The organism is Amycolatopsis sp. NPDC003676 (assembly GCF_053587275.1).
Map to the genome: position 1 here is coordinate 55920 of NZ_JBSFNS010000021.1, position 25645 is coordinate 81564.

The following is a 25645-nucleotide window of genomic DNA, read 5'->3' on the forward strand; positions in this document are numbered from 1 at the left end:
ACGTCACCGGATGGTGGAAAACTTGCGCGCATGGTTTCGGCCGGGAAACGTCTGCTCTTAGTCCTCGGCCTGATGGCCACTCCGCTGCCCTCCGCCGCGCACGCGACTCCGGTCCGGGCACCGCGGGATTTGCAGGTCAGCGCGGTCGCTGAACCGCATCGGGTGCACGCTGGCGACCAGGTGACGTTCACGGTGAGCGTGACGAATCCGGCCTCGACGCCGGTGTCCGATGTAGACGTCTCGGACGAGCAGAATCCGCAGTGCGGCAAGAAGATCGGTTCCCTGGCTCCGGGTGCCGTCACGCGCTATCAGTGCACTTTCGCCGCGCCGGAGAAGGGTTTCGTCTCGACGGTCAAGGTGACTGGCGTCGGCTCTGGCGGGGAACGGCTGTCGGCTTCGGCGGGCAGCAACGTCGACGTCCTCCGCCCGGCTGTGACGTTGAGCCAGCAGGTCGACAAACCGGCTTACCGCGCTGGCGATCAGGCGACCTTCACGCTCAAGGCCGTCAATACCGGCGACGTTCCGCTGCACGACGTGGTCATCAGCGACTCAGGGGTCCCCTCGTGCGCCCGTGCCGTCGGGTCTCTCGCGCCGGGGCAATCCGCGGTGGGCACCTGTACGGCGACGGTTCCGCTGCCGGACGGGGCCAGCGCGACCGTGAAGGGGATCGACCCGCTCGGCAAGGTCGTCGCCTCGACCGCGGACGCGAAAGTCCCCCTCATCACGCCCGCGCTGTCCGTCGCGAAGGCGGCTGTCCCGGCAGTGGTGCACGGCGGGGACCAGGTCACCTGGAATGTCACCGTGCGCAACACCGGCGACAGCCCGCTCAATCCGGTCGACGTCACTGACGACACGAATCCGGCGTGCTCGCGGTCCTTCGGGGTACTCACGCCCGGGACGCAGCAGGCCTACTCCTGCACCGCGAAACCCGCTATGACCACCACAAACACCATCACCGCCACGGGTACTGACGGCACCGGTCGACCGGTCACGGCCAAGTCCTCGGCGACCGTCACGGTGATCCACCCGGCCTTGGCAGTCACTGCGGCCGCGTCTCCCGCACAGGTACGCGAAGGGGACCGTGTCACCTTCACGGTCACGGTGCGCAACCCTGGCGACGTGCCGCTCGATGACGTCGAGGTGGCGGACGACAGCGTGCCGGGTTGTGTGCGCAACTTCGGCACCATGGCTCCCAACGCGGTCGAGACGTACAAGTGCGAACAGTTAGCTCCGGCGGACGACGTGACCAATACCGTTGTCGCGACTGGCAAAGATCAGCTCGGCACGACACAACGCGCAACCGCGGACGCGCGGGTCGACGTGGTTCACCCGGGGCTGGCGGCCACCGTCGCCGCTGCGCCTTCGCAGGTGCGCGAGGGGGACCGTGTCACGTTCACGGTCACGGTAAGCAACACCGGCGACGCCGAGTTCCATGATGTCGCGGTGGCAGACGACCGTGTCGCGGAATGCGCGCGAACTCTGGGAACTGTTGCTGCACAGGGTAAACAGAACTTCACCTGCTCGACGGTGGCCGGAGCGCAAGGCTTCTCTAACGACCTGACCGTGACCGGCACCGACCCGACCGGCCGCTCAGTCACCGCAAAGGCGAGCGCGGCGTTCACCGTGCAGCACCCAGCGGTGACCTTGACCGCGACTGTCCAAGGTGGACCGTTCCGTGAAAACGACGCCGTCGCAGTGCACGTGATCGTCGCGAACACTGGCGACGTGCCGCTCACCGGACTGGCCGTCAGTTCGATGGCCCGCGCCGAAGGCTGTACGCAGCAACACGATGCACTCGCCCTCGGAGCCAACTGGACGTTCGACTGCACCACCACCGCGCCGAGTGCCGACGTGACCGAAGCACTGCAGGTCACCGCGAAACCGCCGGTCGGAGCACCGGTGACAGCGGCGACCGAGGCGGCGATCGACGTGATCCACCCGCTCGTCACGCTCGCGCAAAGCGCGGCACCGGCCGTCGTGCACCCGGGCGAACCCGCGACATTCACCCTGACCGTGACCAACGCCGGCGACACCGAACTCCACGACACCCAGGTCGCCGACCCGGCTGTCCCAGAATGCGCAAAGCGGCTGGGAACCCTTGCCCCGCAATCGAAGCAGACCTACATCTGCACGCATCCCGCAACCGACGACCTCACCAGCGACGCGACGGTGACCGGCACCGATCCGTCCAGCCGTCCGGTGACTGCGAACGCGAGCGCGCACGTCGACGTCATTCACCCCGCCGTCCACATCACGCAGACGGTCGATCCGGCTCAGGTGCGAGAAGGGGACCAAGTCACCTTTACCGTCACCGTGCGCAACAGCGGAGACGTCCCGCTGACCAAGGTGTCCATTGTGGACCAGAACACCCCCGACTGCGCCCGCGACTTCCCCAGCTTGGCGGCAGGAGAAGAACAGCACTACACCTGCACCACCAAGGCCGGACATGACGGCTACTCGAACACCACGAAGGTAACCGCGGCCGACCCGCTCGGCGGCACCGTAACCGCCAGCGCGGACGCGGCGTTCACCGTCGTGCACCCGGGTTTGGCGGTGACGAAAACCGTCCACGGCGGCCCGTTCCGCGCAGGCGACCCGGTCACCTTCACCATCATGGTCGCCAACACCGGCGACGCCCCGCTGACCGCCGTCAAGGTCGCCGACCAAGGCCCGTGCGCGAAAACCCTCGACACCCTCGCCCCGAAAGCGAACAAAACCTACGACTGCACCATCCCCGCCCCAGCCGACGATGCCGTCAGCACCGCGCGCGTGACCGGAACCCCGCCGGTTGGCCCGCCGCTCACCGCGTCCGCCGACGCGCACATCGACGTCATCCACCCCGCGCTCACCGTGATGACCTCGGCGAACCCGACCGTCGCGCGGGTTGGCGACAACCTCACCGTGACGGTCGCCGTCACGAACACCGGCGACGTCCCGCTCACCGCGGTGACCAGCAACGATCCCGGCTGCCCGAAGAAGTTCGACCGTCTCGAACCCGGTGCCGCGCAGAGCTACCAGTGCCCGGTGAAGGCCAAGCTGGACGACTTCGCCATCGTCGCCACGCTGACCGGAACCGACCCGACGAACCGCCCGGTCACCGCGTCCGGCTCGGCGAAGATCGACGTCATCCACCCGGAAATCGCGATCATGAAGGACGCCCAGCCGTACGAGGTGCGCCAGGGCGACAAGGTCACGTTCTCGGTGCTGGTCCGCAACGTCGGCGACGTCCCGCTGACCGCGGTGTCCGTTGTGGACGATCGCACCCCGGCCTGCTCGCACCAGATCCCGAGCCTGGCCCCGGACGCCCAAATCGAGTACCAGTGCACGATCACCGCGGGCGCGACGGGATTCACGAACACCGCGAAGGTGACTGGCACCGACCCGACGCAGCGGACGGTGAGCGCCACCGCGCAGGCGTCGTTCAAGGTGAAGAAGCCCGCGCTGACCGTCGCCAAACACGCCGTCGGCAGCGCGTATCGAGCCGACGACTCGGTGCCGGTCGAGGTCGTGCTCACCAACACCGGCGACCAGCCGTTGCACGACGTCCGCGTGACTGACCCCGCCTGCGGGCGCACCTTCGCCGAGCTGCCGGTCGGCGGAACCCAGCGCTACCAGTGCGCCGCTCCGGCAACCGCTGCCCCGGTGACCGCGACCGCCGCCGCACCGTGGGGCCCGCCGGTCTCCGCGACCGGGAAACCGGACTTCACGGTGCTCCACCCAGCGCTGGACCTGCACCGCGATTACCTGCAGCAGCCGATCCGGCCGGGTGACCCGGTGACGTACGTGAGCACCCTCCGCAACACCGGCGACGCACCCTTGCACGACGTGACCGTCCGCGCCGCGGACCCGGCCTGCTCGTTCGCCGTCACCCAGCTGGCCCCTGGCGAACAGGTCACTCGCGCCTGCACGCTTTCGGCGCGCGCGGACGTGACCACGACAACCACCGCGACCGCGACGGACCAGACCGGCCGTGCAGTCACGAAGGAAGCCATCACGACGACGAAGGTCAGCTCGTGAAGTGGGAAAAAGAAAAGGCAGAAGAGAACTCATCTCCCTGCCGTATTTAACTTATAACGCATCAGGGGGCTTGCCGCAAGACCCGGGTGGTACCGCAGAATCTCCAGCCGAGAACGACCACAGACGGGGGAAACGAACGAATGGGCAGCTACGTGCTCGGTCTCCAGGAGATCGACCAGGAGCAGGTCGCGATCGTCGGAGGCAAGGGTGCACACCTGGGCGAACTCGCGCGGATCGACGGGGTCCGCGTGCCGCCCGGTTTTTGCGTGACGACGGACGCGTTCGAGCGGATCATGCAGAACGCGCCGGAACTGGCGAAGCCGCTGGAGCGGTTGTCGAGCCTGAACCCGGACGACCGGGACGCGATCAGCGAAGGCAGCGCGGAGGTGCGCCAAGCGCTGGAAGCCATCGCCATTCCGGACGATCTGGCGGCGGAGATCACCGACGCGCTCGTGGACGGCCGCGCCTACGCGGTGCGGTCGAGCGCGACTGCGGAAGACCTTCCGGGCGCGTCCTTCGCTGGTCAGCAGGACACCTACCTGAACGTCATCGGCGCGGAGGCGGTCCTGCGGCACGTCAGCCGGTGCTGGGCGTCGCTGTTCACCGAACGCGCGGTGACCTACCGGCTGCGCAACGGCTTTGACCACCGGAAAGTCCACATGGCCGTGGTCGTGCAGCAGATGGTTTTCCCGGAGGTGGCCGGGATCCTCTTCACCGCCGATCCGGTGACGTCCAACCGCAAGATCGCCACCGTCGAGGCCAGCTTCGGCCTTGGCGAGGCGCTGGTTTCCGGTCTGGTCAACGCCGACAGCTACCAGGTGCGCGACGGTGCGATCATCGAGAAGGCGATCGCCGCCAAACAGCGGGCCATCCTGGCCGTCGAAGGCGGCGGCACCGAAGAGCAGCAGATCGCCGCGGACCAGCAGGAACAGCCCGCGCTGACCGACGAGCAGGTGCTGCGGCTCGTGGCACTCGGCCGCACGATCGAAGCGCATTTCGGCCGTCCGCAGGACATCGAATGGTGCCTGGCCGGCGACGAGTTCCAGATCGTCCAAAGCCGCCCCATCACGACGCTGTTCCCGATCCCGGAGGCCGCCGACGAGGGCAACCGCGTCTACCTCTCCGTCGGGCACCAGCAGATGATGACCGACGCGATGAAGCCGCTCGGCCTGTCGGTCTGGCAGCTGACGACCCCGCGACCGATGGCCGAGGCGGGCGGGCGGCTGTTCGCGGACGCCACCGCACTGCTGTCCGTGCCCAAGAGCCGCGCCAATTTCGTGGCGATGATAGCGAAATCCGACCCGCTGACGGGCGACGCGCTGGAGACCGTCCTTTCCCGCGACGGCTTCATCCCGCTGGCCGAGGACGACGGACCCGGCGAACCGGTCCCCGGTGCCGCACCGGTCACCATCGAGACTGATCCGGCGATCGTCACCGAGCTGATCCAGCACAGCGAGGCCTCCATCGCCGCGCTGCAGCGCGAAATCGCGACGAAGTCCGGCAGCGAGTTGCTCGACTTCGTCTTCGAGGACATCAAGGAAATGCGCCGGATCCTCTTCGATCCGCGCAGCCACGAGGTGTTCACCGCGGCGATGCAGGCGTCCTGGTGGCTGAACGACCACCTGCAGGACTGGCTCGGCGAGAAGAACGTCGCGGACACGCTTACCCAGTCTGTGCCGAACAACATCACCTCGGAGATGGGCCTGGCGCTCCTCGACGTCGCGGACGTGCTGCGGGCGCATCCCGAAGTCGTCGCGTTCCTGCAGGACGTCGAGGACAACGGCTTCCTCGACGAGCTGCCCAAGCTGGCCGGCGGGGAGGAATCGCGCGCGGCGATCCAGGGGTACCTCGACAAGTACGGCATGCGCTGCGTCGGCGAGATCGACATTACCCGGCCGCGGTGGAGCGAGCAGCCGGTCGCGCTGGTGCCGATGTTGTTGTCCAACATCAAAAACTTCGAGCCCGGGGCCGGGCAGCGCCGCTTCGACCAGGGGCGGCGGGAGGCTCTGGACAAGGCGCAGGAAGTGCTGGAGCGCTTGCGTGGCTTGGCGGACGGCGAGTCGAAGGTCGAAGAAACCGAGCGGATGATCGAGCGCGTCCGGACCTTCACCGGATACCGCGAATACCCGAAGTACGGCATGGTCAGCCGCTATTTCGTGTACAAGCAAGCTCTGCTCGGCGAGGCGCAGCGGCTGGTGCAGGCGGGGGTGCTCGAAAAGCAGGAGGACCTCTTTTTCTTGCGGCTGCAGGAATTCCAGGAGGTCGTACGGACGAACGAGGTGGACCGCGAGCTGATCCAGCAGCGCAAGGAAGCCTTCCGGACCTACGAATCGCTGACGCCGCCCCGGGTCCTGACGTCGGACGGCGACGCGATGTCCGGAAGCTACCGGCGCGACGATCTGCCCGAGGGCGCGCTGGTCGGCCTGCCGGTGTCCGCCGGGACCATCGAAGGACGCGCCCGCGTCATCCTGGATCTCGCCGACGCGGATCTCGAACCGGGCGACATCCTCGTCACGGCGTACACCGACCCGAGCTGGTCGCCGCTGTTCGTCGCGATCACCGGCCTGGTGACCGAGGTCGGCGGCCTGATGACGCACGGCGCGGTGATCGCGCGGGAGTACGGCCTGCCCGCGGTCGTCGGGGTCCAAGGCGCGACGCGGCTGCTCAAGGACGGACAGCGAATCCGGGTTAACGGGACCGACGGCTACATCGAGGTTCTCGACGCTGGTTAGTGGGTCTCCGGCCGCTGCGCCATTTGGAGGTAACCATCGTAATCAGTTCGTGATAGTTTCCGCGGCTGTGTCCTCCATTAGTGTGCGCGTCCGGGTCGTGAGTGTGACTCTCAGTGTTCTCTTCGGGGGGCTCGGAGCAGCCGGCGGCACCTTCGCGCTGCGCTCCGGGCACCTCGACACGCTGAGCGTCGCAGTCCCGGAAACGCGCGATGACGGGCTGTCCGCGGGTGCGTTGCGGCCCTTCGCGGTGTCGCCGGCGTCCTCCACGTCGGCGACCCCGAGTTCCAGCGCGCCCGCGACCACGACGACACCCTCGACATCAGCAAAGCCCGCGCCGCCTCCGCCGCCTACCGAAGAGTCCAAAGAGGACACTCCGACGAGCAGCAGCGCGAAGCCGTCGCCGAAGCCGCGCAGCTCGCCGACGCTGGCGGGTCAGGTCATCAGCCTGGTCAACGACGAGCGAAGCAAAGCGGGCTGCGACCCGGTGACCGAGGAATCGCACCTCGACAAAGCCGCGCAGGGACACAGCGACGACATGTCCAACCGCGACTACTTTTCCCACGACACCCCGGAAGGCGAAAGCTTCGCCGACCGCATCACCGCCGCCGGATACTCCAAGCCGGGCGCGGAGAACATCGCGAAGGGCGCGACCAGCGCGGACCAGGTGATGCAGATGTGGATGAACTCCAGCGGGCACCGCAAGAACATCCTCAACTGCTCGCTGACGAAACTGGGCGTCGGCGTCGCGACGGACGGCTGGTACTGGACGCAGGACTTCGGCTACTGAGTCGGCCGCGGCGGGAGGCCGTACCGGGCCAGCACCGTCGCGCGCAGCTTTTCGTCCGTCCGCGGCACCGGTTCGATGAAGACCTCCGCGACGTCCGGGAACCGCTCGCTCAGCTCGTCCGCCATCCGGACGCACGCGCGTTCCAGGTCGGCGGCCCCGAGTGCGTCGTCGAAGTCCACGCGGGCGCAGACCAGGACGTGGTCGGTGCCCATCAGCATGGTCTGCAGATCCACCAGTGCGTCGATCTCAGGCGCGGCCCCGAGGTGGTCCCGGATGCCCCGGACCAGGCGCGGATCCGCCTGACGGCCGACCAGCAGACCGCGGTTCGTGCTGCCGAGCAGGTAGGCGACGCACGCCAGCAGCACGCCGATGAGGATTGACGCGATGCCGTCCCACACGTCCGAGCCGGTCAGCTGATGCAGCCCGATCCCGGCGAACGCGAGCAGCAGGCCGACCAGCGCGGCCGAGTCCTCGAACAGCACCGTCTTCGGGGCCGGATCGTCGATCATCCGCAGGTAGGCGAAGAACGGCCGCTGCTCGGCCTTCGCGTCGCGCCGGACCTGACGGACCGCCTGCGTCCACGACACCGATTCGAGCGCGAACGCGATCGCCAGCACGACGTAGCCGACGATCGGTTTGGTCTGCTCCGCGCCTTCCCCGAAAACAGTGGCAAATCCTTCGTACAGCGCGAAAACCGCACCGGAAGCGAAGATCGACACCGCGGCCAGCAGCGACCAGAAGTACCGCTCCTTGCCGTACCCGAACGGATGGCGGCGATCCGCCGGCCGCTCGGACCGCTTCAACGCGGTGAGCAGCAGCACCTCGGTGATGGTGTCGGCGACCGAATGCGCGGCCTCCGACAACATCGCGCCGGATCCGGTGATGATGCCCGCGACGAGCTTCAGCACCGCGATGGCCAGGTTCACCCCACCGGCCAGAACTACGGTGAGGGTGCTTTCGCCGCCGCCTTCCGATTCGTCGCTCACGCCGGAAAGCGTAATGGCCCCAGACGAAAACGGCCCCTCCAGCGCGAGGCTGGAAGGGCCGTATTCAGTGCTGACCGGGTCAGTCGTCGCCCTCAGGCAACGGCGTTCCGGTCGGCTTCTCGTCGGTCGGGACGTCCGGCTTGGCCGACAGTTCCGCGTCCGATTCGTCGAGCGAGGGCGCGCCCGAGGCGACCAGCGCCGGTTCCGGCTTGCGCTTCACCGCGGTGAGCAGCAGCTGCGCGACGTCCACGACCTCGACCTTCTCGCTCGCCAGGCCGTCGCTCTGGCGCGAGGTGACGCCGTCGGTGAGCATCACGCGGCAGAACGGGCAGCCGGTGGCGATCTTCGACGGGGCGGTGCCGAGCGCCTCGTCCACGCGCTCGACGTTGATCCGCTTGCCGATCTTCTCTTCCATCCACATCCGCGCGCCGCCCGCGCCACAGCACATCGAGCGGTCGCCGTGCCGCGGCATTTCGCGCAGCTGCGCGCCGGACGCGCCGACGAGCTCGCGGGGAGCGTCGTAGACCTTGTTGTGCCGGCCCAGGTAGCAGGGGTCGTGGTAGGTGACGTCCTCGGCGACCGGCGCGACCGGCGTCAGGTGCTTCTCCCGCACCAGGCGGTTCAGCAGCTGCGTGTGGTGCACGACGTCGAACTGGCCGCCCAGCTCCGGGTACTCGTTGGCGAGGGTGTTGAAGCAGTGCGCACAGGTGACGACCACCTTGCGCGCCTTGCGTTCCCGGCCCTCGAACACCGAGTTCAGCACCTCGACGTTCTGCTGCGCCAGCATCTGGAACAGGAACTCGTTGCCCGCGCGGCGAGCCGGATCACCGGTGCAGGACTCCTCCGAGCCGAGCACGGTGTACTTGACGCCCGCGATGTGCAGCAGTTCCGCGACGGCGCGGGTGGTCTTCTTCGCGCGGTCCTCGAACGCGCCGGCGCAGCCGACCCAGAACAGGTACTCGGCGTCGCCGAGGTCGCCGTCGAACACCGGGACCTCGAAGTCGAGGTCCTCCGTCCACTGCAGACGGTCCTTGGCGTTCTGGCCCCACGGGTTGCCCTTGTTCTCCAGGTTCTTGAACATGCCGTTCAGCTCCGTGGGGAACGACGACTCGATCATCACCTGGTAGCGGCGCATGTCGACGATGTGGTCGACGTGCTCGATGTCCACCGGGCACTGCTCGACGCACGCACCGCAGGAGGTGCAGGACCACAGGACGTCCGGGTCGATGACGCCGCCGTCGTCGCCGACGAGCGCCTTCTGCGACTCAGCGATCGCGAGAACGTCGATGCCCGCGTACATGTTGTCGCCGGACAAGCCGACCTCGTCGCCAGCCATGTCACGCTTGCCGCCCGCGAGCAGGTACGGCGCCTTCGCGTAGGCGTGGTCGCGAAGCTGCGTGATGAGCAGCTTCGGCGACAGCGGCTTACCGGTGTTCCACGCCGGGCACTGCGACTGGCAACGGCCGCATTCGGTGCAGGTGGAGAAGTCCAGCCAGCCCTTCCAGCTGAAGTCCTCGATCGCGCCGACGCCGAAGGTGTCCTCGTCCGGATCGGCCTCTTCGAGGTCGAGCACCTTGCCCTTGCTCATCATCGGCTTGACCGCGCCGAGCGCGACGCCGCCGTCGGCCTCGCGCTTGAAGTAGATGTTGAAGAACGCGCTGAACCGGTGCCAGGCGACGCCCATCGTCATGGTGCGGGCCACGACGATCAGCCAGACCGTCGCGCTCATCAGCTTGATGAAGGCGAACACCGAAACCAGCGCCGCGCTCGACGGCAGCAGCTCGCTGAGCGGGTTCGACACGAACGCGGCCCAGGTCGGCGTCTCGTGGACGTGCATCGCGGCCTTGCCCGCGCGCACGCCGATGATGCCGATGCCCTCGACGATCACCACGGCCTCGACGAAGTAGGCCCACTTGAAGTTCGAGCCCGCGAAGCGCGACAGCCGGTCGGCCCGGCGCGGGTGGTTCAGCTGCCGGATGATCGCGAGCGCGACGCCGCCGACGACCGTGCCGACACCGAGCAGCTCCATCAGGAGGCTCCACAGCGACCAGTCCTCGAGGATCGGCCAGCCCCAGGTCGGGACGAACACCTCGCCGTAGGCCTCGAACAGCGCGAGCGACCCGATCAGGAAGCCCCACATGACCAGCCAGTGCCACGGGGCGACCTGGCGGAACTTCGCCATGCGGGTGTGTGCCGCGAACTCCTTGATCAGGGTCATCAAGCGCGCCATGAACGGGCCGTTGCGCGTCGCGTCCGGCTGGCCGAGCTTGATCACCCGCACGAAGCGGGCAATGGTCGCGATGAACATTCCCCAGGCGACGATGCCCAGGAGGACGGAAATCCCCCCGAGCGTCAGCTGTACAGCGCCCATCGTCGGGTGCCTTTCGTCCGGTGTGGTGGTGCCGCCGCGCGAGCGCGCCGGTGCCGAGCAGGGTAACGCTTCTTACTGATGGGTAACCGGTCCGACGGTCCCAAGTCCCACCGATGTGGTGCACGCCTCGCTAGCAAGTGGGACGATCGTTCAGGTACTTTGTTTTGCTATGGGTGCTTACTTGTACCTCGCTTTGGCCATCGCCGCAGAAGTGACCGCCACTGTTTCGCTCAAGCTTTCCGAGGGCTTTTCGCGCCTGACGCCGTCGATCCTTGTGGTCGTCGGGTACGGCTTGGCGTTCTTCGCGCTGTCGCGGGTGCTGAAGCTCGGGCTGCCGATCGGGGTGGCCTACGCGATCTGGGCGGCGGCGGGCGTGGCGCTGGTCGCGCTGGTCGGCGTGCTGTTCCTGAAGGAACCGATCAACCTCGCGGTGATCTCCGGGCTGGTGCTCGTGGTCGGCGGGGTGGTGCTCATCGAGGTCGGGAGCCAGTCGTGAAAATCCAGACCGACGGCCGCAAGATCCGCGGCGAGAAGCGGCGGACGGAGATCATCGAAGCGACCTTGCGAGTGATCGAACGGGACGGCGTCGCCGGGGTCACGCATCGCACGGTCGCTGTGGAAGCCGGGGTGCCGACGACGTCCACGACGTACCACTTCTCCTCGCTGGACGACCTGCTCGTGGCGACGCTCATCTCGTGCGCGCGAGACATGGCGACCGAGGTGTACTGGATGATCGACCGCGCCCGGTCGCGCGGCAGCCGCGGTGCGGAAGAGGTAGCTGGCCTGCTCGCGGAGGCGCTCGGCCCTCGCCGCGGCCGCACGATGGCCGAGTACGAGCTGTATCTGCTGGCTGCGCGCAAACCCGAACTGCGCCCGGCCGCGCGACGCTGGCTGGATGTCCTGACGTCGATGGTCCGGCACGACGACGAGGTCGCGTTCCGGGTGTTCCTGGCGGGCATCGACGGCCTGCTGATCCAGGGCCTGATCGACGACGAGCCGCCTTCCGCCGAGGAACTGCGGCCGGTGGTGGACTATCTCCTCAAGCCCGCCTGAATTCGGTGGAGTTTCCGGAAGCCGGTCGGATAGCTTGCCGGGCATGAGGGTCGTGGGTGAATACGAGGTCGACGACCGGCGGGAACGGCTCGACCTCGACGTGCTGTGGGAATTCCTGTCCACCGAGGCCTATTGGGGCCGATGGCGGACGCGCGAACAGGTGGAAGCGGCGATCGCCGGATCGTGGCGGGTCGTCGGGGCCTATTCGCGCGCGGACGGACGGCAGGTCGGCTTCGCGCGAGCCTTCTCCGACGGAGTGACCTCGGCGTATCTCGGCGACGTGTTCGTGGTCGAGTCCGCGCGCGGAAGCGGACTGGGCAAGGAACTGGTGCGCGAGATGATCGACCACGGGCCGGGCGCGCAGTTCCGGTGGATGCTGCACACGGCGGACGCGCACGGGTTGTACCGGCAGTTCGGGTTCGAGGAGCACACGAAGGGCCGGTTCCTCGAACGCGAGGGGGCTAACCGGGAGTCTCTCCGGTAAGTCCACTGTGGACGGAGAGGGCGGCGGCCACGACGTCCCGGATCAACGTGTCGCCGGGTGCGCAGTTCACCAGCAGCCGGTCCAGGTCTTCCTCGCCGAACCAGGCGCAGTGCGGGTGCTTGTCCCATTCCAGGACCGGGCGCGCCAGGTCGCCTTCTACCTCGATGAGGTAGAAATCGCCGACCTCTTCGCCGTCGTCGAGCGGCCAGCGGTGGCGGCCGAGGTTCCCGACCACGCGGCGCAGCTGCCAGCCGGTTTCCTCGAAGACCTCGCGGGTGAGTGCTCCCAGCGTCGTCTCGCCCGGTTCGAGGTGGCCGCTCACGACGTCCCACGTGCTCGGAAACCACGGCCGGTCCGCGCTCCGGAACTGCACGAACGCGCGGCCGTCGGCGCCGAGGACCACTCCGCCCGCTGTGTCGGGCAGAGGTTGCGGAAAGACCACGCCGTCCGCAACCTCCACCGTCGGCTCCCCCATCGAACCTTCAGCCCTTGTTCTCGTAAACCGGCACCAACGTCGCCCGTCCCAGCGTGTGCCCGAACATGTTGAACCCCAGGAACGCGGGCGTAGCGTCCTCGGGAACCTCCAACGTCTCCACATCCAGCGCGTGCACCACGAAGAAATACCGGTGCGGCCCGTGCCCAGGAGGCGGCGCGGCGCCCAGGTACTGCTTCACTCCGCCGTCGCCCTTGAGCGAGACCGCGCCCGAAGGCAGTCCCGACCCTGCGGCGTCCCCCGCCCCCGACTCCAGCGAAGTCACCGAGGCCGGGATGTTGAACACCGCCCAGTGCCAGAAACCGCTGGCCGTCGGGGCGTCCGGGTCGTAAACCGTCACCGCGAAGCTGCGGGTGCCTTCCGGGAAGCCTTCCCACGCCAGCTGCGGCGACCGGTCCTCGCCGCCGGCGCCGAAGATGCCCGACAGGTGGGGCTGGGCCAGCGTCTCGCCGTCGGCGATGTCCGTGCTGCGCAGGGTGAACGAGGGAACCGACGGCAGGTAGTCGTACGGATTGGGCGGCTGGGGCATGGGTTCCTCCTGATCCACGGGGCTCTCCGATCGCCAGGTTAGGACCCTGGGTTGAGCGACGCCGCCTCAGGGATGTTTCGGGGGGTTTACCGGATGTCCCCGGGGGTCCGCACCTTCTAACGTCTCTCGAGACAGCCGAGAGTGGTACTGAGGGGAACAGACATGGCACGCCCGCTTCTGGCACTGGCCGGCATCGCGGTGATCGGCGTTGGGGTGGCGATCGGATTCGGCGGGTGGGGGTTCGGGTCCACGGTCTCGCGGGACGCGACGCTGACGCAGGAGATCCGCTCGGTGAAGCTGGAGAACGGCTCCGGCGACGTGACCATCCGCACCGCGCCCGGCGCGGCCCGGGTGCATCAGACCCTTCGCTACCACTTCAGCGGCCAGCCCGGCGACGCTTACCGCGTCGAGGGCGACCAGCTCGTCATCCTCGACTGCGGCCGCAACTGCACCGCCGACATGGAGCTGATCGTCCCGGCGGGCATCCCGGTCACGGGCACCTCCGACTCCGGCACGCTGGACTTCGCGGGCGTCGGCAGCGTCGACGTCACCGCCGATTCCGGGCGGGCGCAGGTGCAGGACGTTCCCGGGCTGGTCAAGCTCCAGCTGGACAGCGGCGCCGCCGAACTGCACAACGTCGGCGAGGTGCAGGTGCACAGCCAGTCCGGCCGGATCGAGGGCGACGGACTGCGCGGGCCGGTCGACGTCTCCGCGGGCAGCGGGCGGATCGCGCTCACGCTCAGCCAGCCCAATGCCGTCAAGGCCCGCGCCGACTCCGGCCGGATCGCGCTGACCGTGCCGCGTAACGGGTCCTACCAGGTCACCGGCAACAGCGAGAACGGCAACCGCAGCATCGACATTCCGCAGAACTCCGGCCCGGACGCGAAGACGCTCGAGCTGACCACGGACAGCGGCAGCGTCACCGTCAAGGCCGTCTGAAGGGGAGAACAGACACATCATGCGCAAACTCGAAACGCGGCTGCTGGCCGCGGTGCTGGCGGGCGCGGTGGGGGCGTTCGCGATCACTGCGGCGATCGGCCACTCGCCTGAGCCGCAGGCCACGACTCCGGTCGCGGTGGTGGAAGTTCCGGTACAGCAGGGGGTGGTCCGGAACGCCGAAACCGTCGTGCTTCGTACGGCCGCCGAGGACCGCGCCGCGCAGGTGCGCCGGGCATGAACCTTGCCGCAGCTGTGCTGGCCGCGCTTCCACTGGTCAGCGCACCGACACCAGCGTTGGCCTGGACGCCGTGCGGGACCGAGCAGGAACCGACCGCGCAGTGCAGCCAGATCGAGGTGCCGATCGACCGCGCTCATCCGGAGACGGGTGTCGCGCACATCCCGCTCACCCGGCTGCCCGCGGCCGACCCGAAGCACCGGATCGGTTCGCTGCTGGTCAATCCGGGCGGGCCGGGCGGATCCGGGGTCGGCTTCGTGCGCTTCGGCGGACTCGACACCAAGGTGATCGGCTCGGCGCGGAAACCGTTGCGGGACCGCTTCGACATCATCGGCTTCGATCCGCGCGGCGTGTGGTTCAGCGATCCGAAGATCAGCTGTGACCAGTCGAAGCTGTACGACCCGAAGATCGGCCTCTTCCCGGCCACGAACCAGCAGTACGACGCCTTCGTCGCGCACAACCGCGCGGCGGGCGAGGACTGTCTCGCCAAGACCGGCCCGATGCTCGGGCACGTCGACACGCAAAGCGCTGCCGAGGACATCGACGGGATCCGCGGTGCGCTCGGCGAGCAGAAGATCTCCTGGCTCGGCGTCTCCTACGGCACCGAACTCGGCGCGGTGTACGCGTCGAAGCATCCGGACCGGGTGCGCACGATGGTGCTCGACGGCGCGGTCGACCACGCCCGGCCGATGTGGCAGGCGATGATCGAGGAAGCCGCCGCGACCGAGGACTCCTTGCTGCGCTTCGCCTCGTGGTGCGACCGCTCGACCGACTGCGCGCTGCACGGCAAGAACGCGCTCGCCCGCTACGACGACCTCGTCACCCACGGTGCGTACGCGAAAGCGTTGGGCCGCAAGGCAACCGGCGAAGAACTGGCCTCCGGCGCGTATGGCCACCTCTATCTCCCGGCCGAATGGCCGGCCCTGAGCCGCGCGCTGGCGGACCCGGACGCGAGCGCGCTCGCGTCGAGTTCCCAGTTCGCGAGCGACACCTACGGCGCGTACCGCTCGATCGGCTGCCAGGACTTCCCGTCGCCGTTCACCGGCCCGGCGGACCTGCGCGCGGCGGCGAGGACGATCCGCGCGGTCGCCCCGCACAGCTGGCGCTACACCGAGTACTGGGATCTCTCCGCGGGCTGCACCGGATGGCCGCTTCCCGCGTTGAACCCGCCGCAGCCGCATCCGGTGCACGGGGCTCCGCCGATCCTCGTCGTGGGCGGTGCGCACGACCCGGCGACGCCGTTGCCGTGGGCGCACGGGCTCGCCGCGAGCATCGACGGATCGGCGCTGCTCACGTACCTCGGCGACGGCCACACCGGGCTGCTCAACTCCGAGTGCGTGCGGCGTGCCGAGGCCCGGTATCTGGTGAGTGGCGTCACACCGCCGCGGGGCGAATTCTGCGGGTGAACCCGGGAACAAGTTCGGGCAGTTGCCCGTTATCCTGGTATCAAGGTTGAGCGCAGTCGGCTCAAGTCTGGCTGACCAGGCCGAGCGCGAGACCGGGAGAACCTGCTAGGAAGGTACTCAAGAGTGCCTCGAAACCGCAGGTCACGAACATAGCATCAGTACCGGAGAAGAACACGAGAGGAAGCACCATGGCGCGAGCGGTCGGCATCGACCTCGGCACGACCAACTCGGTCGTCGCCGTCCTTGAGGGCGGCGAGCCGACGGTCATCGCCAACTCGGAAGGCTCCCGTACCACCCCGTCCATCGTCGCCTTCGCCAAGAACGGCGAAGTGCTGACGGGCCAGCCGGCGAAGAACCAGGCCGTCACGAACGTCGACCGCACGATCCGGTCCGTGAAGCGGCACATCGGCACGGACTGGAAGACCGAGATCGACGGCAAGGGCTACACGCCGCAGGAGATCAGCGCCCGCGTGCTGATGAAGCTCAAGCGCGACGCTGAGGCCTACCTGGGCGAAGAGATCACCGACGCGGTGATCACCGTCCCGGCCTACTTCGAGGACGCGCAGCGCCAGGCCACCAAGGAGGCCGGCCAGATCGCGGGCCTGAACGTGCTCCGCATCGTGAACGAGCCGACCGCGGCCGCGCTGGCCTACGGCCTGGACAAGGGCGAGAAGGAACAGACCATCCTGGTCTTCGACCTCGGCGGCGGCACGTTCGACGTCTCGCTGCTGGAGATCGGCGAGGGCGTCGTGGAGGTGCGCGCCACCTCCGGTGACAACCACCTCGGCGGTGACGACTGGGACGAGCGCATCGTCACCTGGCTGGTCGACAAGTTCAAGGCCACCAACGGCATTGACCTGACCAAGGACAAGATGGCGCTGCAGCGCATCCGCGAGGCGGCCGAGAAGGCGAAGATCGAGCTGTCCAGCTCCAACTCCGCCAGCATCAACCTGCCCTACATCACGGTGGACGGCGACAAGAACCCGCTGTTCCTCGACGAGACGCTGTCGCGCGCCGAGTTCCAGAAGATCACCTCGGACCTGCTCGAGCGCACCCGCCAGCCGTTCAACAACGTGATCCGGGACGCGGGCATCGCGGTCGGCGACATCGACCACGTCGTCCTCGTCGGCGGTTCCACCCGCATGCCGGCGGTGTCCGAGCTGGTCAAGGAGCTGACCGGCGGCCGCGAGCCGAACAAGGGCGTGAACCCGGACGAGGTCGTCGCCGTGGGCGCCGCGCTGCAGGCCGGCGTGCTCAAGGGCGAGGTCAAGGACGTCCTGCTGCTCGACGTGACCCCGCTGTCGCTGGGCATCGAGACCAAGGGCGGCGTCTTCACCAAGCTGATCGAGCGCAACACCACGATCCCGACCAAGCGGTCTGAGATCTTCTCGACGGCGGACGACAACCAGCCGTCGGTGCAGATCCAGGTGTTCCAGGGCGAGCGCGAAATCGCCGCCGCGAACAAGAAGCTCGGCATGTTCGAGCTGACCGGTCTTCCGCCGGCTCCGCGCGGCGTGCCGCAGATCGAGGTCACCTTCGACATCGACGCCAACGGCATCGTGCACGTGACCGCGAAGGACCTCGGCACGAACAAGGAACAGTCGATGACGATCACCGGCGGCTCCGCGCTGCCGAAGGACGACATCGAGCGCATGGTCAAGGACGCCGAGGCGCACGCCGAAGAGGACAAGAAGCGCCGCGACGAGGCCGAGACCCGCAACCAGGCCGAGACGCTGGTCTACCAGACCGAGAAGTTCGTCAAGGACAACGAGGACAAGCTGCCCGAGGACCTCAAGGGCAAGGTGAAGTCCGCGATCGACGAGGCGAACGAGGCGCTCAAGGGCACCGACTCGGCCAAGATCCGCGAGTCCATCGAGAAGCTGAACACCGCTTCGCAGGAACTGGGCAGCGCGCTGTACGCGAACGCCGGTGCCGAAGGCGCCCCGGGCGCTGAGGGCGCGGCCGGTGCCGCTGGTGCGGCCGGCGACGCTCCGAAGTCGAAGGCGGACGACGTGGTCGACGCCGAGATCGTGGAAGAGGACGAGAAGAAGTGACCCCCCGCCACTCCGAGACCGAGGGTCCTGGCCCCGAGGAACCGGTAGTCGTGCGGGATCGGCGACGGGTGGACCCGCAGACCGGCGAGGTCCGCCCGCCCGCCGCGGAGGAAGCTCCGGCCGGCGAGGAGCCCGTGCAGCACGCGGGCCCCTCGCTGGGCGATTCCGTGGACGAAGCGGTTCCGGCCGCCTCGGACGTCGAAAAGCAACTGTCCGAGCGCACTGCCGACCTGCAGCGTCTGCAGGCGGAGTACGCGAACTACCGCAAGCGAGTCGACCGCGACCGCGAGGCCGTGGTGCAGAGCGCGAAGGCGTCCGTGGTCGGCGATCTGCTGCCGCTGCTGGACGACCTCCAGCGCGCGGAGCAGCACGGCGACCTCACCGGCGCGTTCAAGGCGGTGGCCGACAAGCTGGTCAGCAGCCTGGAGCGGTCCGGTCTGGAGGCGTTCGGCACCGAGGGCGAAGAGTTCGACCCGAGCGTCCACGAGGCCGTGCAGCACAGCACGTCCCCGGACGTGAAGGGCCCGACGGTCACCCTCGTCATGCGCCGCGGCTACCGCTTCGGCGAGCGGGTGCTGCGGGCGGCGCTGGTCGGCGTGACCGACCACGAGCCCGGCGAGGCTCCCGCGCAGCAGCCGGTCGATCCGCCGGTGGGCGGCGAACTGCCGCTCGACGGTTCGGTCGATGAGTCCGGCCAGCAGTAACACTCGGTTTGCAGCGAAAGGAGGAGACACCCGATGAGTGCTCGGGAGTGGATCGGCAAGGACTTCTACAAAGAGCTGGGTGTCTCCTCCGACGCGACCGCGGACGAGATCAAGAAGGCCTACCGCAAGCTGGCCAAGGAAAACCACCCGGACGCCAACGCGGGCAACACCGCGGCCGAGAACAAGTTCAAGGCCGTGTCCGAGGCGTACGGCGTGCTGTCCGATCCGGCCAAGCGCAAGGAGTATGACGAGGCGCGCACGCTCTTCGGCTCCGGCGGCGCGGGCGGATTCGGCGGCTTCCCCGGCGGTGGCGGCGCGGGCGGCTTCGACATGAGCGACCTGTTCAACCAGGCCGGCGCACAGGGGCAGCAGGGCGGCTTCGGCGGGCTCGGCGACATCCTCGGCGGCATTTTCGGCCGCGGCCGGGGCGGTGCCGCCGGAGCGACGGCGAACCGGCCGCAGCGCGGCGCGGACGTCGAGACCGACGTGCGCATCGACTTCCTTGAGTCGGTGAAGGGCGCGACGCTGCCGTTGCGGCTGTCGAGCCCGGCCACCTGCAGCACGTGCGGCGGCAACGGCGCGAAGCCGGGCACCTCGCCGCGGGTCTGTCCGACCTGCAGCGGATCCGGGCTGGTCAGCCGGAGCCAGGGCGCGTTCGCGTTCTCCGAGCCGTGCCAGGACTGCCGCGGCCGGGGCAAGATCATCGACGACCCGTGCCCGGAGTGCGCGGGCGAGGGCATCAGCACCCGCACCCGCACGCTCACCGTGCGCATCCCGCCGGGCGTGAAGGACGACCAGCGGATCCGGCTGGCCGGCCAGGGCGAACCCGGCCGCGGCGGCGCGCAGGCGGGCGACCTGTACGTACGCGTGCACGTGGCTCCGCACAAGCTGTTCGGGCGCAAGGACCTCAACCTCACGCTCACCGTTCCGGTGGACTTCACCGAACTCGCGCTGGGCACCACGGTCACGGTGCCGACGCTCGAAGGCAAGGTGTCGCTGAAGGTGCCCGCGGGTACCGCGAGCGGACGAGTGTTGCGAGTGCGCGGAAAGGGCATTCAGAAGCGGGACGGTGCGCAGGGCGACCTGCTGGTCACGCTGGAGGCGGCGGTCCCGGCGAAACTCGACGACAAGGCGCGGTCGGCACTCGAGACCTACGCCGAGGCGATGAAGGGCCACGACCCGCGGCCCGAGATCACCGAGTTGCTCGAAGGCAGGTGAGGTCGATGTTCGGCGGCAATCCGGGACTCCCGCACGGCGCGGACGAGGACACCCCGGTATTCGTGATTTCGGTGGCGGCCCAGCTTTCCGGGCTGCACGCGCAAACGCTGCGCTCCTACGACCGGCACGGCCTGGTCTCGCCAGGCCGCACCGCCGGCGGCGGACGGCGTTATTCGATGCGCGACATCGCCCTGCTGCGCGAGGTCCAGCGCCTGTCGCAGGAGGACGGGGTCAACCTGTCCGGCATCAAGCGGATCATCGAACTGGAGAACCAGGTCGACGCGCTGCAGTCCCGGGTGCACGAGCTGACCGAAGAACTCGCCGCCGCCTACGTGGCCGCCGAACGAGCCGCCGCTGCGGTGCACGCGTCCTATCGCAAGGATTTGGTGCCGATGCAGCAGAACACCGCGCTGGTGGTGTGGAAACCCAAGCGCCGCTGAGCTTGTCGTGAGTGGCGAGCACGGTTCTTGCCGCGATCGCCACGCGCAAGACCCCAGCCCCTCCCGTCACCGGAGGGGCTTTGTGCTGCCCTGTCCTGGCTGGCCCCGCCTCCCCAGGGTGCCCTCCGCGCGGCAAGCCCCCGCACGACCCTTCACCGCCCTAATCGGCAATGCCACGCACTGACGCCGCTCTGGGTGCGCTTAAAGGCGCGTCTGGCCAGACGGGAGCATCCGCGGGCCAGACAGGTTCTTGCCGGGGCCTGACCTCCGGGGTTGTTGTCACAGACCGGAAGAACAGTCAAACCAGCAATGTCCTTTGTGGACGGAAAAGATGCCGAGCCGACGCGGCTTAAGTTCCCAGCACCGGCCCTGACTGGACTCCCGCCCCCAGTTCCCGCAAATCCGCGAACGCCTCATCCAGATAGTCGTCGAGACTCCGCGCGGGATTGCTGATCCAGGCTTGCGTCGCGTGATGGAACGTCGCCCACCCGGCATGCGCGGCCAACCGCGCCAACCGATCCTCGACTCCCCGCTCCCGTAACGCTTCCGCGAGCGCTTCGGCGAGCGTCGCGGCCTTGGCCAGGTTGCGTTCCCGCAGCGTCGGCGTCGCTGCGATCAGGTCGCGCCGGGGCTCGGCGAACGGGAGATTGCGCTCCATGATCCGCCCGGCCTTCTTGAAGGCGCGCAGCAGGATTTCCAGCGGTGCCAGGCCTTCCGGGGCTTCGGCGACCGACTGGGTGAGGTCATCGCGCAGGTCGGCTTCGCCGTCGAAGAGCACCTCGCGCTTGTCCGGGAAGTGCCGGAAGAACGTCCGCTCGGTGACGCCTGCCCGGGCCGCGATCTCGGCAGTGGTCGTCTTGTCGAACCCGTTTTCCCGGTACAGCTCCAGCGCCGCCTGCTTGAGGCGGCCGCGCGCTTCCGCTCCGCTCCGTGGCACTTCCTGAGCCTACCCGGAGGTTGTGCCAGTGACTGACACCACATTGCGTCAGTCACTGTCGCTACGCGTAGAGTCAGCGACTGACACTAAGGAGCCTTTCATGCACTTCTTCGTCACCGGCGGATCCGGCCAGACCGGTCCCGCCGTCGTCGCCGAGCTGGTCCGGGCCGGGCACAGGGTCACCGGCTTGGCCCGCTCGGACACCTCCGCCGCGCGGCTGGAGTCGCTCGGCGCGACGCCGCATCCCGGTGCGCTCGACGATCTCGACAGCCTGCGCCGCGGTGCCGAAGCCGCCGACGGCGTCCTGCACATGGCCCAAGGCGGCAGCTACGCCGATCCGGACGACCTCGTCCGCCGCGACTGCGAGGCGATCGACGCGCTGGGCCAGGCGCTGGTCGGCACCGGAAAGCCGTTCGTCAGCACGTCCGGCACGCTGGTGATGAAGGCCGACCAGGTCAGCACCGAACTCGACCCGGCCGATCCCGGCTCGGTGGCCTACTTCCGCATCCCCGGTGAGCAGACCTGCCTCGGTTTCGCCGATCAGGGCGTCCGAGCTAGCGTCGTGCGGCTCGCGCCGACCGTGCACGGACCGCGCGACCACGGTTTCATCCCGGCGCTCATCGCAGGTGCACGGCGGGCGGGCGTCTCGGCGTACATCGGCGAGGGCACGAACCGGTGGCCAGCCGTCCATCGCGATGACGCTGCGGTGCTTTTCCGCTTGGCACTGGAGAAAGCACCTGCGGGGAGCATGCTGCACGGGGTCGGGGAAACCGTCGAGATCAAGAGCGTCGCGGAGAAGATCGCGCAACTGCTGGAGATCCCCACGGCATCCTTGACGCTCGAAGAAGCCGCCGAACACCTCGGGAACCCGTTCCTGGCAAGGTTCTTCTCGCTCGACGTGCCCGCCTCCAGCACGCACACCCAGCAGTTGCTGGCTTGGCAGCCGAACCACCCCACGCTGCTGGAAGACCTGGAGACGGGCGACTACTTCACCCCGGAAGCCAGCGAACGCGCCGAGGCGGTGTGGCGCTAGTTCCGCGCCCGCACCAAGCCGGATTCGTACGCGAAGATCACCAGCTGCGCGCGGTCCCGGGCGTTGAGTTTCGCCAACAGCCGGCCGATGTAGGTCTTCACCGTCGCCATCGACAGCCGCATCCGCTCGGTAATCTCCACATTGGACAGTCCACTCGCGACCAGCGTGAGCACCTCGCGCTCTCGCGGGGCCAAGGCGGCGACGTCCGCGCGCGGCGGGGCGTCCGGGATCCGCGCGAACTGCGCGACCAGTCGCCGGGTGATGGACGGGCCGAGCAACGCGTCGCCGGAAGCCACCACGCGCACCGCGGCGCACAGGTCGGCCGGGCGGGTGTCCTTGAGCAGGAATCCGGTCGCGCCTGCGCGCAGCGCGGCGAACACGTGCTCGTCGAGGTCGAACATGGTCAGCACCAGCACCCGCACGTCCGGGACTCGTTCACCGATCAGCCGAGTGGCCTCGATGCCGTCCATCACCGGCATCCGGACGTCCATCAGCACCACGTCCGGCTTTTCGGCCACGGCTAGCTCGACTGCCTCGGCACCGGTCGCGGCTTCGCCGATCACGGTGAAGTCCGGTTCGCTGTCGAGCAGCACCCGGAAACTCCCGCGCAGCAAGGCTTGATCGTCGGCGACGACGACGCGGATCTGGTCAGGCATCGGCGCACCGGAGCGTGGCGGCGACGCGAAACCCGCCGTCCGGGCCCGGACCGGCGACCAATTCGCCGCCGTAGAGGGCGACGCGTTCGCGCATGCCGGTCAGCCCGTGGCCGAGCCGCAGTTCGCCGATCGGCGCCGCGCCGTCGTCGGTGACCTGGATCCGGATCTCCTCAGCGGCCACCGCAACCACCACCTGACACCGGGCTGGTGCGGCGTGTTTCACCACGTTCGTCACCGCTTCCTGCACGATCCGGTACGCGGCCAGCGCGACCGGTTCCGGCACCCGCGCGGTGCCGAGGACGGACAGTTCGACGTCGACCCCGGTTTGCCGGGCGCGTTCGGCGAGGTGCGGCAACGCGGCCAGCGGATCGGCTGGGGTTTCGTCGGTCTCGTCGCGCAGTACGTGCAGCAACCGCCGCATCTCGCCGAGCGCCGCGCGGCTGGTCGCTTCGATCACCCGCAACGCGTCGCGCGCCTCCTCGGGCCGACTGTCCGCGACGTGGTTGGCGACACCCGCTTTCACCGCGATCAAGCCCATCCCGTGCGTGACGACGTCGTGCAGTTCGCGCGCGATCCGGACGCGCTCGTCGACCAGGATCCGATGTTCGCGTTGCCGTTCCTGCCGCGCCGTCTGCGCGCGCCGGGACCGCAGCGCTTCGGCAAGCCCCCACGTGAGCAACGCCAGCGGGACACCGAACGCGTACCACCACTCCCCAACCACCGCAGTGGCCGCCGACATCGCCGCAACCCCGGCCGCAGCAGGCAAAGCGCGCGGCGGACGCACCAGATACAGCACCAGCGCCGCGCCGACGAACGGATCCCACAGCAGCCCGAAAGCCGCTGCGGACGCGGAAACGACCGTGGTGCCGACCAAGATTGGCACCGGAGCCCGCCGCCGCAGGAGGACCGCGGCGGCGATGAGCGTCGCGACTACCGCGGACACCGGCAGCCGCCAGGGCTCCTCGTCGATCAGCAGGTTCCCGGCAAGCCCGACGTCCGCGACGAGGAGACCTGCCGCCAGCGCGACGTCGCTCACTCGCAGCGGGGACATAATCTCAACGTTAGCCAGTGCGGCGGGCGCGCACATCGTGCTGTGGTGGGTCATCCCCTGGTTTAGTTCCGTGGCGTGGAACTGTCCGCCCCGGGCCGATGTGCGCGGGGTGTCCGCCCGGGCACGGTGAGCGGCATGTCGACCTTTCCCGGCCCTCGCCTCGGCGGAGCGGCGCTCGTGCTCGGCCCGGTGCTCGTGCTCACCGGCGTGCTGCTGCGCCTGCCGTACCCGTTCTTCTTTCCGCATCAGCTAGCCGCGAGCGTGCAGCATCCGGCCCAGATGACCGCGGCCGGTGTCTGTTTCCTCGCCGGTCAGGTGGTTCTTCTCTTCGCAGTGTCCACAATGGCCTGCCAGATCGCGGTGACGAAGCCGCGCTGGGCGGCGTGGTCCGGCGCGCTAGTGCTGATCGGTCTGGTCGAGCGGGTATTCCACGCCGGATTCGACCAAGCCGCAACGGATCTCGCCCGGCATCGCGGAGCGGACTATGCGACCGCGTTCGTCGCGGACGCCTACGGCGATCTCCACCTGTTCAGCTTCTTGTCGTTCACGATCATGTTCGGCTGGCCGCTGCTGGCTTTCGCGGCTTATCGCGCCGGAGTGCTACGCCCGGTACGCGCAGCGGCCCTTGCCGCCATGACCGCCCTGCCGCTCGGAGTCCTCAAAGGAACGACGATGTGGTCGATCGCCGCCGCGGCCGGGCTCTGCGTGGCGCTCGTACCGTCCGGCATCCGGCTGCTGAAAAGTGCCGAGCGTCCGGACCGACGCACCTTCGGCCTGGCGTGCCTTGGCGCGATCGCCGTCGGGGCGCTCGGCTACTTGAGCACGCTGGGCTGAAGATGCTCCTCGAAGAACGCCATGACGCGCTGCCAGGCGTCGGAATCCGAGGGCGCGTGATAGCCCATCCCAGCGACCTTCGCGAGCGCGGCCAGCGGCGCGGGCCGGTAGTGATTCGCGAAGCCATGCCCGGCGTCTGGGTATTCCTTGACGTCGTGCGGGATTCCGCGTTCGGTGAGCGCGGCGTCGAGCTTGGCCGCGGCCCCGCGCAGCGAGTAGTCCTTGCGGCCGAAGCTGCCGACGATCGGGCAGGCACCGTCCAAAGCGGACAGATCCTTCGGCAGCGCGCCGTAGTACGGAGCGGAAGCGTCGAACTCCCGCGAGGCGGCCACCAAAGCGAACCCGCCGCCCATGCAGAAACCGACGACGCCGACCTTTCCGGTCGCGTCGTCCCGTCCGGCGACGAGCACCCGTGCGGCCTCGATGTCCGCGAACGCCCGGCCCTCGCGGGCGAACATGTCCTGGAACGTCCGCTTCACGCACCGAAGCATGCCGCCGCGCGAGTACAGATCGGGGCTCAGCGCGAGATAGCCCGCCGCCGCGTACCGGTCGGTGATCTCGCGCGCGTCCTGGTTCAGCCCGAACACGTCGTGGATCAGCACGACCGCCGGGAACGGGCCGTCGCCGGACGGCACCGCGAGGTAGCCGTCGATTTCCCCGTCCGCCACCGGAATCCGGATGTCCAT

Annotated in this window: 23 protein-coding genes; 15 read left to right on the plus strand and 8 right to left on the minus strand. The window is 68.7% G+C overall.

Translation table 11 applies throughout. The annotated features are described in order from the left end of the window. The first annotated feature begins 30 nt into the window (after window positions 1-30). From ACWDNU_RS15950 to ACWDNU_RS15960, 3 genes are all read left to right on the plus strand, one after another. Window positions 31-4017 (plus strand): DUF7507 domain-containing protein, encoded by a 3987-nt coding sequence (locus ACWDNU_RS15950; protein WP_449669362.1) that lies wholly within the window; start codon window positions 31-33, stop codon window positions 4015-4017. 140 nt (window positions 4018-4157) lie between these two features. Beyond that, window positions 4158-6749 carry a rifamycin-inactivating phosphotransferase gene (gene rph / locus ACWDNU_RS15955; protein WP_449669363.1) on the plus strand — a complete coding sequence of 864 codons (2592 nt, stop codon included), beginning with the start codon at window positions 4158-4160 and terminating at the stop codon, window positions 6747-6749. 97 nt (window positions 6750-6846) lie between these two features. Beyond that, window positions 6847-7536, plus strand: coding sequence for a CAP domain-containing protein (locus ACWDNU_RS15960; RefSeq protein WP_449669364.1), 690 nt, complete (start codon window positions 6847-6849; stop codon window positions 7534-7536). On the opposite strand, the gene ACWDNU_RS15965 is transcribed toward ACWDNU_RS15960, so the two are convergent. Then, window positions 7530-8522: a cation diffusion facilitator family transporter gene (locus tag ACWDNU_RS15965; RefSeq protein WP_449669365.1), complete on the minus strand. Its 993-nt coding sequence runs from the start codon at window positions 8520-8522 to the stop codon at window positions 7530-7532. The two genes, ACWDNU_RS15960 and ACWDNU_RS15965, sit on opposite strands and share 7 nt — an antisense overlap. 79 nt (window positions 8523-8601) lie before the next feature. After that, window positions 8602-10893 (minus strand): (Fe-S)-binding protein, encoded by a 2292-nt coding sequence (locus tag ACWDNU_RS15970; protein ID WP_449669366.1) that lies wholly within the window; start codon window positions 10891-10893, stop codon window positions 8602-8604. A 169-nt stretch (window positions 10894-11062) separates the two neighbouring features. Between ACWDNU_RS15970 and ACWDNU_RS15975 the strand changes: the two genes are divergently transcribed. From ACWDNU_RS15975 to ACWDNU_RS15985, 3 genes are read left to right on the plus strand one after another with little or no spacing between them, the layout of a single operon-like run. Then, window positions 11063-11389, plus strand: coding sequence for a DMT family transporter (locus ACWDNU_RS15975; protein WP_344287597.1), 327 nt, complete (start codon window positions 11063-11065; stop codon window positions 11387-11389). Continuing rightward, window positions 11386-11946, plus strand: coding sequence for a TetR/AcrR family transcriptional regulator (locus ACWDNU_RS15980; protein ID WP_370933001.1), 561 nt, complete (start codon window positions 11386-11388; stop codon window positions 11944-11946). Before ACWDNU_RS15975 ends, ACWDNU_RS15980 begins: the two co-directional genes overlap by 4 nt. 43 nt (window positions 11947-11989) lie before the next feature. Next, window positions 11990-12430 carry a GNAT family N-acetyltransferase gene (locus tag ACWDNU_RS15985; protein ID WP_449669367.1) on the plus strand — a complete coding sequence of 147 codons (441 nt, stop codon included), beginning with the start codon at window positions 11990-11992 and terminating at the stop codon, window positions 12428-12430. Here ACWDNU_RS15985 and ACWDNU_RS15990 read toward each other — a convergent pair. Together ACWDNU_RS15990 and ACWDNU_RS15995 are read right to left on the minus strand one after the other, a co-directional pair. After that, window positions 12408-12905 carry an NUDIX hydrolase gene (locus ACWDNU_RS15990; RefSeq protein ID WP_449669368.1) on the minus strand — a complete coding sequence of 166 codons (498 nt, stop codon included), beginning with the start codon at window positions 12903-12905 and terminating at the stop codon, window positions 12408-12410. The genes ACWDNU_RS15985 and ACWDNU_RS15990 overlap by 23 nt on opposite strands. 7 nt (window positions 12906-12912) lie before the next feature. Further along, window positions 12913-13452: a YbhB/YbcL family Raf kinase inhibitor-like protein gene (locus ACWDNU_RS15995; protein WP_449669369.1), complete on the minus strand. Its 540-nt coding sequence runs from the start codon at window positions 13450-13452 to the stop codon at window positions 12913-12915. 162 nt (window positions 13453-13614) lie between these two features. Between ACWDNU_RS15995 and ACWDNU_RS16000 the strand changes: the two genes are divergently transcribed. From ACWDNU_RS16000 to ACWDNU_RS16030, 7 genes are all read left to right on the plus strand, one after another. Then, window positions 13615-14391: a DUF4097 family beta strand repeat-containing protein gene (locus tag ACWDNU_RS16000; protein WP_449669370.1), complete on the plus strand. Its 777-nt coding sequence runs from the start codon at window positions 13615-13617 to the stop codon at window positions 14389-14391. 19 nt (window positions 14392-14410) lie between these two features. Beyond that, the gene (locus ACWDNU_RS16005; protein WP_370933009.1) at window positions 14411-14629 is read left to right on the plus strand and encodes a hypothetical protein; all 219 of its coding nucleotides are present in this window, start codon (window positions 14411-14413) and stop codon (window positions 14627-14629) included. Continuing rightward, entirely contained in the window at window positions 14626-16032 is a 1407-nt protein-coding gene (locus tag ACWDNU_RS16010; protein WP_449669371.1) for an alpha/beta hydrolase, read from the plus strand. Before ACWDNU_RS16005 ends, ACWDNU_RS16010 begins: the two co-directional genes overlap by 4 nt. A 188-nt stretch (window positions 16033-16220) precedes the next feature. Then, window positions 16221-18086 carry a molecular chaperone DnaK gene (gene dnaK, locus ACWDNU_RS16015; protein WP_370933012.1) on the plus strand — a complete coding sequence of 622 codons (1866 nt, stop codon included), beginning with the start codon at window positions 16221-16223 and terminating at the stop codon, window positions 18084-18086. Beyond that, complete coding sequence (gene grpE, locus ACWDNU_RS16020; protein ID WP_370933014.1) at window positions 18083-18790, plus strand: nucleotide exchange factor GrpE; 708 nt, start codon at window positions 18083-18085, stop codon at window positions 18788-18790. Before dnaK ends, grpE begins: the two co-directional genes overlap by 4 nt. A gap of 33 nt (window positions 18791-18823) precedes the next feature. Further along, the gene (gene dnaJ, locus ACWDNU_RS16025) at window positions 18824-20008 is read left to right on the plus strand and encodes a molecular chaperone DnaJ (RefSeq protein ID WP_370933015.1); all 1185 of its coding nucleotides are present in this window, start codon (window positions 18824-18826) and stop codon (window positions 20006-20008) included. Window positions 20009-20013: 5 nt separating this feature from the next. Next, window positions 20014-20448: a heat shock protein transcriptional repressor HspR gene (locus tag ACWDNU_RS16030; protein WP_370933017.1), complete on the plus strand. Its 435-nt coding sequence runs from the start codon at window positions 20014-20016 to the stop codon at window positions 20446-20448. Window positions 20449-20797: 349 nt separating this feature from the next. On the opposite strand, the gene ACWDNU_RS16035 is transcribed toward ACWDNU_RS16030, so the two are convergent. After that, entirely contained in the window at window positions 20798-21385 is a 588-nt protein-coding gene (locus ACWDNU_RS16035; protein WP_449669372.1) for a TetR family transcriptional regulator, read from the minus strand. A gap of 100 nt (window positions 21386-21485) precedes the next feature. Here ACWDNU_RS16035 and ACWDNU_RS16040 point away from each other — a divergent pair, with 100 nt between their 5' ends. Beyond that, the gene (locus ACWDNU_RS16040) at window positions 21486-22418 is read left to right on the plus strand and encodes an SDR family oxidoreductase (protein ID WP_449669373.1); all 933 of its coding nucleotides are present in this window, start codon (window positions 21486-21488) and stop codon (window positions 22416-22418) included. On the opposite strand, the gene ACWDNU_RS16045 is transcribed toward ACWDNU_RS16040, so the two are convergent. Together ACWDNU_RS16045 and ACWDNU_RS16050 are read right to left on the minus strand one after the other, a co-directional pair. Next, window positions 22415-23074: a response regulator gene (locus tag ACWDNU_RS16045; protein ID WP_449669374.1), complete on the minus strand. Its 660-nt coding sequence runs from the start codon at window positions 23072-23074 to the stop codon at window positions 22415-22417. The two genes, ACWDNU_RS16040 and ACWDNU_RS16045, sit on opposite strands and share 4 nt — an antisense overlap. Continuing rightward, window positions 23067-24125, minus strand: coding sequence for a sensor histidine kinase (locus ACWDNU_RS16050; RefSeq protein ID WP_449669375.1), 1059 nt, complete (start codon window positions 24123-24125; stop codon window positions 23067-23069). Before ACWDNU_RS16050 ends, ACWDNU_RS16045 begins: the two co-directional genes overlap by 8 nt. Window positions 24126-24260: 135 nt before the next feature. Between ACWDNU_RS16050 and ACWDNU_RS16055 the strand changes: the two genes are divergently transcribed. Next, a complete protein-coding gene (locus ACWDNU_RS16055; protein WP_449669376.1) occupies window positions 24261-24959 on the plus strand; it encodes a hypothetical protein in 699 nt (232 codons plus the stop codon). Here the strand turns inward: ACWDNU_RS16055 and ACWDNU_RS16060 are convergent. Beyond that, window positions 24938-25645, minus strand: coding sequence for a dienelactone hydrolase family protein (locus tag ACWDNU_RS16060; RefSeq protein ID WP_449669377.1), 708 nt, complete (start codon window positions 25643-25645; stop codon window positions 24938-24940). The genes ACWDNU_RS16055 and ACWDNU_RS16060 overlap by 22 nt on opposite strands.